Below are 210 nucleotides of genomic sequence, written 5' to 3' on the forward strand. Positions count from 1 at the left end.
AGGTGAATGGAAGGTCAAGAAGCATGGTACTGATGGGAAGCGCAGAGTCTGGCGTAACCGATGCCGAAGTGCTCCCCAACTTACTCAAGCAGACACGTCGTAAAATCATTGAAATATCAGGTGATGGCGCTTATGACACAAGGAACTGCCATGATGCCATACGGATAAAGCGAGCGGTTCCGCTTATCCCGCCACGAGAAGGGGCAGCCT

At 51.9% G+C, this 210-nt stretch carries 1 pseudogene; it reads left to right on the top strand.

The annotated features are described in order from the left end of the window. A pseudogene (locus BCT81_RS04025) lies at nucleotides 1–210 on the top strand (IS5/IS1182 family transposase); the annotation flags it as partial.

It is taken from the genome of Vibrio sp. 10N.261.52.A1 (assembly GCF_002876325.1).
GTDB lineage: Bacteria > Pseudomonadota > Gammaproteobacteria > Enterobacterales > Vibrionaceae > Vibrio > Vibrio chagasii.